The sequence below is a fragment of the Methylobacterium sp. D54C genome (assembly GCF_053345595.1).
In genome coordinates, this window is record NZ_JBKFAK010000287.1 from 1 (window position 1) to 255 (window position 255).

The 255-nt window shown below is 69.0% G+C and carries 1 protein-coding gene; it reads right to left on the reverse strand.

Annotated features, from left to right (window positions below; all coding sequences use genetic code 11):
• Positions 1-255: transposase (locus tag ACLBYB_RS33560; protein WP_447701460.1), on the reverse strand; the 255-nt coding region annotated here is incomplete at both ends.

A 255-nucleotide genomic window follows, 5' to 3' on the forward strand; every position in this document is an offset into this window, starting at 1 on the left:
CTGCCGTCCGGTTCGAGCCCGTGAGAAAGCCGTAGTGCCGGATGCGGAGGAAGCCGCGCGGCAAGACATGGAGCAGGAAGCGTCGGATGAACTCCGCGGCCGACAAGGTCATGACCCGCGGCCGCCCTGCCTCGTCGCGCCGGTAGTCCTTGACGCGGAAGCTGACGCTCGCCCCGTCGAAGGTGAGGATGCGGCGGCTGGAGATGGCGACGCGGTGGGTGTAGCGCGCCAGATAGGCGAGCACGGCCTTCGGTC